Source organism: Lysinibacillus sp. GW821-FHT14F06, assembly GCF_058803665.1.
This window is the reverse complement of the sequence record NZ_JBXAPF010000013.1, coordinates 115,365-121,712: the sequence shown is the minus strand read 5'-3', so window position 1 is coordinate 121,712 and position 6,348 is coordinate 115,365. Positions and strand designations below refer to the sequence as shown.

At 37.7% G+C, this 6,348-nt stretch carries 6 protein-coding genes; 4 read left to right on the top strand and 2 right to left on the bottom strand.

All coding sequences use genetic code 11. From position 1 onward, the window contains the following. Together AC1RNS_RS13685 and AC1RNS_RS13680 are read right to left on the bottom strand one after the other, a co-directional pair. Positions 1-185 (bottom strand): biotin carboxylase N-terminal domain-containing protein (locus tag AC1RNS_RS13685; RefSeq protein WP_492993393.1); only part of this gene is annotated, 185 nt, incomplete at its 3' end. 119 nt (positions 186-304) lie between these two features. Next, positions 305-1,981, bottom strand: a complete 1,677-nt coding sequence (locus AC1RNS_RS13680) for an L-lactate permease (RefSeq protein WP_492993391.1) — start codon at positions 1,979-1,981, stop codon at positions 305-307. Between the two features lie 431 nt (positions 1,982-2,412). Here AC1RNS_RS13680 and AC1RNS_RS13675 point away from each other — a divergent pair, with 431 nt between their 5' ends. The 4 genes from AC1RNS_RS13675 (at position 2,413) to AC1RNS_RS13660 (ending at position 6,262) form a co-directional block, all read left to right on the top strand. Next, positions 2,413-3,141, top strand: a complete 729-nt coding sequence (locus tag AC1RNS_RS13675) for a FadR/GntR family transcriptional regulator (RefSeq protein ID WP_492993390.1) — start codon at positions 2,413-2,415, stop codon at positions 3,139-3,141. Between the two features lie 241 nt (positions 3,142-3,382). Beyond that, positions 3,383-4,099: a (Fe-S)-binding protein gene (locus AC1RNS_RS13670; protein WP_286926859.1), complete on the top strand. Its 717-nt coding sequence runs from the start codon at positions 3,383-3,385 to the stop codon at positions 4,097-4,099. A 19-nt stretch (positions 4,100-4,118) separates the two neighbouring features. Then, the gene (locus tag AC1RNS_RS13665) at positions 4,119-5,546 is read left to right on the top strand and encodes a LutB/LldF family L-lactate oxidation iron-sulfur protein (protein ID WP_492993388.1); all 1,428 of its coding nucleotides are present in this window, start codon (positions 4,119-4,121) and stop codon (positions 5,544-5,546) included. Beyond that, positions 5,546-6,262, top strand: a complete 717-nt coding sequence (locus AC1RNS_RS13660) for a LutC/YkgG family protein (RefSeq protein ID WP_492993386.1) — start codon at positions 5,546-5,548, stop codon at positions 6,260-6,262. Before AC1RNS_RS13665 ends, AC1RNS_RS13660 begins: the two co-directional genes overlap by 1 nt. The last annotated feature ends 86 nt before the right edge of the window (positions 6,263-6,348 follow it).

The window sequence follows — 6,348 nt, the reverse complement described above, 5'->3', positions numbered from 1 at the left end:
TTACCCGCCCCTACTAGATAGGCCTCATCTGCTTTAAAGCGATGGAAGGCGCCACTATCCTCTCGTGAATAAATGGCTACTGTTTGGATATGAAGCTCCGTGCAGGCACGGAAAATACGAATCGCAATTTCTCCTCGATTGGCTACGAGAATTTTACGTATGAATGTCAATTGACTTCCCTCCATTTAGTAAGATTTTTTGATTTTAAGATAAAAATTTTAATGCTTAGTCTCTTAGAAAAGAGAGAACGCTTCCAAGAGACTTTAGTTGTAAATCTTTCATATTTAAATAGACCGTTCATTTACTATGGAATCATCCAAGCTAGTACATTACTTTGTAAGTAGGTAAGAATACAAATAAATAACAGCAGCATAATACTATACTTTATAGCAAAGCGTAGTAATTCAGATTCACGTCCAACAAGACCAACAGCTGCTGCTGCCACTGCAATTGACTGTGGTGAAATCATTTTACCAGTTACGCCACCAGATGAATTCGCTGCAAGTGCTAGCACTGGGTCCATCCCAACAGATTCAGCAGTAACTTGCTGTAGCTTGGCAAATAATACATTTGACGAGGTATCCGAACCAGTGATAAATACGCCGAGCCACCCTAATACAGGTGAGAAGAATGGGAATAATGCACCCGTTTTTGCTAACACTAAGCCAAGCGTCGTCATCATACCAGCTGTATTTGTAACATAGGCATAGCCAACAACGCTACAGATTGTGATTAGTGGAAACTTAATCTCATTTAACGTTTCGAAAAACGTTTTACTCCATTCCCCCCAAGAAATATTTAAAATAAACTTGGACACAATAGCCGCTAACAAGATGGCTGTTCCTGCAGCACCTAACAACTCTAATTTATAGACAGCAGCAATTGGATCGCCAGTTGTACCATTCAATACTTGATTATGCAAAAAAGGTACTTCAGGCATAAATGTTAGGGCTTGTCCTAAGACATTTACACCTTTGAGTATCATATTTGCGCCTTCATAATGTCCTGTAAGTGCACTTTTAATCGTAGGAATCCCCCAGCAAGAAATAAAGAGCGTTAGAATAATAAACGGTGACCATGCCTTCACAATCGCTGCTCCACTATATGATTCATTGGTAGCCTTCGAAATAGGAACCTCTCGCTCTGAAGCAAAGCGATAAATTGTTTTTGGTTGCCAAAATTTCATAAAAATCGCTAGTGCAAATAATGATACCAAGGCAGATAAAACATCTGGTAATTCAGGTCCTAAAAAATTAGAGCTTAAATATTGTGTAACAGCAAATGAAATTCCAGATACTAAAATTGCTGGCAAAACTTCCAAAGTTTTTTTAAAACCAGTCATAATGAAAATTAAAAAGAATGGAATAAAGACTGCTAGAAATGGCAATTGTCGACCAACCATTTTCGAAATTTCGAACGCTGATATACCTGTTGGACCTTCCATTGCTGTAATAGGAACACCTATTGCTCCGAATGCTACTGGCGCTGTATTAGCAATAAGACATAGTCCAGCGGCATACAAAGGATTAAAGCCAAGTCCAACCAATAATGCTGCTGATATGGCAACAGGTGCTCCAAATCCAGCAGCGCCTTCAAGGAAAGCCCCAAAAGAAAATGCTACGAGTAAAGCTTGAATACGCCGATCCTCAGTAATTGATAATACAGAATGACGAATGATATTAAAATTTCCTGTTTTCACTGTTAAATTGTATAAGAAAACAGACGTTACAATAATCCAGCCAATTGGTACCAGCCCATAAACCGCTCCTTGAGAAGCAGACATAATAGCTGTTGCTACAGGTACTTTAAAAGCAAAAACAGCCGACAGTAAGGACACAAATAGCGTTGTTAAACCTGCCATATAGCCCTTCATTTTCTTTACTGCTAAAGCCCAGAAAAAATAAAGAATCGGAATTACTGCTACAGCGGCTGACCACCCAAGACTATCTCCAACAGCTGTGAAATTTTGTGTAAATGTCAAATTTCATACCCCCATATATTTTCTCCCAAATTCATTTTTACGCCACATTAGTACTCGGTATTTTTCACTCCTCTCAAGTCATTCACATCACCAGAAGATTTTTCTGTCGATTCCGTTCCCTTCTTGTAGAAATAACTTCTAACAAAAGAAATACACTATCGCTCCCATGTTATTGTAATAAACCTTCAAATTCTTCTACTGCTATTTAAACAACAGAATATTAGGTCATCTGATGACCTCATGATAAGATTATATTAACTATATTCTCAAAATTCAATATTTTTTTGAAATCTTAAAATTCGACATATAAAAATTATTTGTTACTTATAGTTCCATATTATTTACACAAAGTATTCACGTTAAAGAGTAAGTAAATTACTTTTCTTCATGTATAATAAAGATATGATTGAGCATAAATGAGGTGTAGCTCCTTGGAATTAAGAAAAATTAAACCAAAAAAAATCTATGAAGAAGTATCCGAAATCCTTTATGAAAAAATTAGAGCTGGTGTACTGAAACCTGGTGATCGTCTTGACTCTGTTGAACAGCTTGCAGAACAATTACAGGTAAGTAGATCCGCTATACGAGAAGCACTTTCTGCTTTAAAGGCAATGGGACTCATTGAAATCAAACAGGGTTCGGGAACCTTTGTTAAAAGTATCCAGCCGAGCCAACTTGATTTTCCCCTATCGACAGCAATATTAACAAATAAACAAGATGTTGCTCATTTGTTAGAAGTGCGCAAAATCATTGAAGTAGGTGCAGCTGCAAGCGCGGCTATCCATCGAACGGACGAGGACATTCAAGCCATGATTCAAATATTGGATGAAATGAAACGTGTACAAGGAGATGGCGAGCTAGGCGAAAAAGTGGATTTCCAATTTCATGCGGCAATTTCTAAAGCATCACAAAATCCCCTGCTTGCAACTATATTAGACCAAGTCTCAGGGTTAATGATTGAAACAATGAAAGAGACACGTCGAATTTGGTTATACTCTAAAAAAACAACAAGTGAGCAGCTATACGATGAGCATATGCAAATCTTCCTTGCCATTAAACAGCAAAATGAAGAGCTGGCAAAGCATGCTATGGCCTCCCATTTAAGCAATGTCGAAAAGGTTTTAATGCAATATTTTGAAACAACTGAATCAATGAAATAACAATAGCTGCCTAGTTTTTATATAGGCAGCTTTTAAATTTTTCGAAAATTTATAATAAACACTTTTACTCATTTGAAAAGTTGTAGTATTATAAAAACAATCTATTTGCTCAACATAGTCATCAGATGACCGGTTGAATTATGTAGAATTTCAAGTCAATCGTAATTGTTTGGGAAATGAATCTAACACTTAAAAGATCTTCCCCAGTTAATGTAGGAAATAATAAAAAGGAGCGATAATCATGAAAGTTACACTATTTGCAACTTGTTTAGTTGATATGTTTCAAGGAGATGTAGGAAAAGCTGTTGTTGAAGTACTTGAAAGACTTGGCTGTGAAATTGATTTTCCAGAAAATCAAATTTGCTGCGGCCAGCCAGCCTATAATAGTGGCTACGTAAAAGAATCTAAAAATGCCATGAAAAAAATGATTACAGCATTTGAACATGCTGAATATGTGGTCTCTCCTTCAGGCTCCTGTGCGTATATGTTTAAGGAATATCCAGAGGTTTTTAAGGAGGACCCGATTTGGGAACAAAAAGCACAAGCATTAGCAGACAAAACCTTTGAATTTACAGAATTTATTGTCAATGTATTAAAGATTGAGGACGTTGGAGCCCATTTAGAAGGCATAGCTACTTATCATACATCCTGCCATATGACACGCCTACTTGGAGTAAAAGAAGCACCACTTAAATTATTACGTCAAGTGAAAGGTTTACAATATGTGGAACTGTCAGGAAAAGATCGCTGTTGTGGATTTGGTGGTACCTTTTCAGTAAAAATGGGCAACATCTCAGGAGAAATGGTTACTGAAAAAGTACAAAATGTAGAACAAACAGGAGCAGATATCCTTATTGGCGCTGATGCTGGTTGTTTAATCAATATTGGCGGTCGAATTGATCGGCAGGGGAAGCCAATTAAAGTGATGCATATTGCAGAAGTATTAAATTGCCGATAGATTAGAGGGGGTAATAGCAATGGCAATGAAAACTAGTGACGATCAATTTAATCATCGAGTAACGAAGGAGTTAGAAAATACATTTATGCGTGGAGCTGTGTCAAGTGCACAGGAACGCTTTCAAACACGTCGACTTACACAGGCTGAAGAGCTTGGTCATTGGGAGGAATGGCGCTCTCATGGAGAAGAAATTCGCAAGCATGTGCTAGCAAACTTAGATTTTTACTTATATCAGTTAAGTGAAAATGTTGCAAAAAGAGGTGGACATGTTTACTTTGCACAAACAGCAAAAGAAGCAACAGACTATATTCAAGGTATTGCAAAAAAGAAAAATGCTAAGAAAATCGTAAAGTCAAAATCAATGGTTACAGAAGAAATCAATTTAAATATTGCGCTAGAAGAGCTTGGTTGTGAAGTTATTGAAACAGATTTAGGTGAATACATTTTACAGGTGGATGATCATGAGCCACCATCTCATATTGTTGTTCCTGCTCTGCATAAAAATAAGGAGCAAATACGAGATGTTTTTAAAGAAAAGCAAGGCTATGATAAAACTGAAAAACCAGAGGAGCTTGCCCTCTATGTCCGTGAAAAACTTCGGAATGAATACTTGACTGCTGATATTGGAATCACAGGCTGTAATTTTGCCATTGCAGAAAGTGGCTCTATTACACTTGTTACAAATGAAGGTAATGCAGATTTAGTGACTGCCCTACCGAAAACTCAAATTACCGTTATGGGAATGGAACGAATTGTTCCTACATTTGAAGAGATGGAGGTCCTTGTCAGTTTATTAACAAGAAGTGCTGTTGGTCAAAAGCTAACGAGCTATATTACAACTTTAACGGGAATAAAAGAAGAAGGCGATACAGATGGCCCAGAGGAATTCCATTTAGTCATTGTTGATAACGGGCGCTCCGATATTTTAGGAGGCGAATTCCAGCCAATTCTACAATGTATTCGCTGTGCAGCATGTGTCAACGCATGTCCAGTTTATCGTCATGTTGGTGGTCATACGTACGGCTCCATCTATTCAGGACCTGTGGGTGTTGTGCTCTCTCCATTATTAGGAGGTTACGATGATTTTAAAGAACTACCATATGCCTCCACATTGTGCGGGGCATGTACAGATGCTTGTCCTGTGAAAATTCCATTACATCAGCTTATTCATCGACATCGTCAAGTAATTGTTGAAAACGAAGGAAGAGCACCTGTTTCTGAAAAGCTATTAATGAAGGCATTTGGTCTAGGTGCCTCCTCCCCTACTCTTTATAAAATGGCGACAAAGATGGCCTCACCTGCAATGTCACCATTTACTAAAGACAATAAAATCTCAAATGGTCCTGGTCCTTTAAAAGCGTGGACAGAAGCAAGAGATTTTCCTGCACCCAATAAAGATAGTTTCAGAAATTGGCTAAAGCAACGTTCTAAAGGAGGAGAGCACTAATGATAGGTACTATAGAAAATAGAGATGCCTTTTTATCAAAAATCGCCCAACAGCTTGGACGTACACCTAAAACTGAGCTTGCACAACCTATATGGCAATATCAGCCGCAAGAGCGCGTACTGAAAGATGTAACAAAAGATGAATTAGTAGAGGTTTTGGTGGAGCAATGTAAAAATATTCATACAGACATTGTTCTGACAGATACGGCTAATCTCACAAAGGAATTACAAAAAGTCGTTGATAATTATGGAGGTCATTCAGTAGTAACATGGAAAGATGAACGTTTTGAACGTTATGGCTTAACATCATGTATGACAGAACAGTGGTCACAAATGGGAATTCAACTGTATGAATGGAACTCGGCACAGCATGAGGAAAACATTCAACAGGCTGAAAAAGCAAATATTGGCATTACTATAAGCGAAATGACATTAGCAGAATCAGGGACTGCTGTACTTTTTAGCAGCAAAGATAAAGGTAGATCTGTTAGCTTCTTACCAGAGAAATCCATTATTTTGATTCCTAAAAGCACAATCGTTCCACGTATGACGCAAGCTGCGCGCTTTATTCGTGAAAAAATAAGAGACGGAGAGCAGATTGCCTCCTGTATTAACTTTATTACAGGACCAAGTAACTCTGCTGATATCGAAATGATTCTGATTGTTGGTGTACATGGGCCTGTTAAAGCAACATACATTGTCATTGAGGACCAGTAATTTTCTCTGGCACTATCACTACTGATTTTAAATTCATAATGCAGCTAGAAAAACCAGACATCCTTTAAATTGAAGAATGTCTGGTT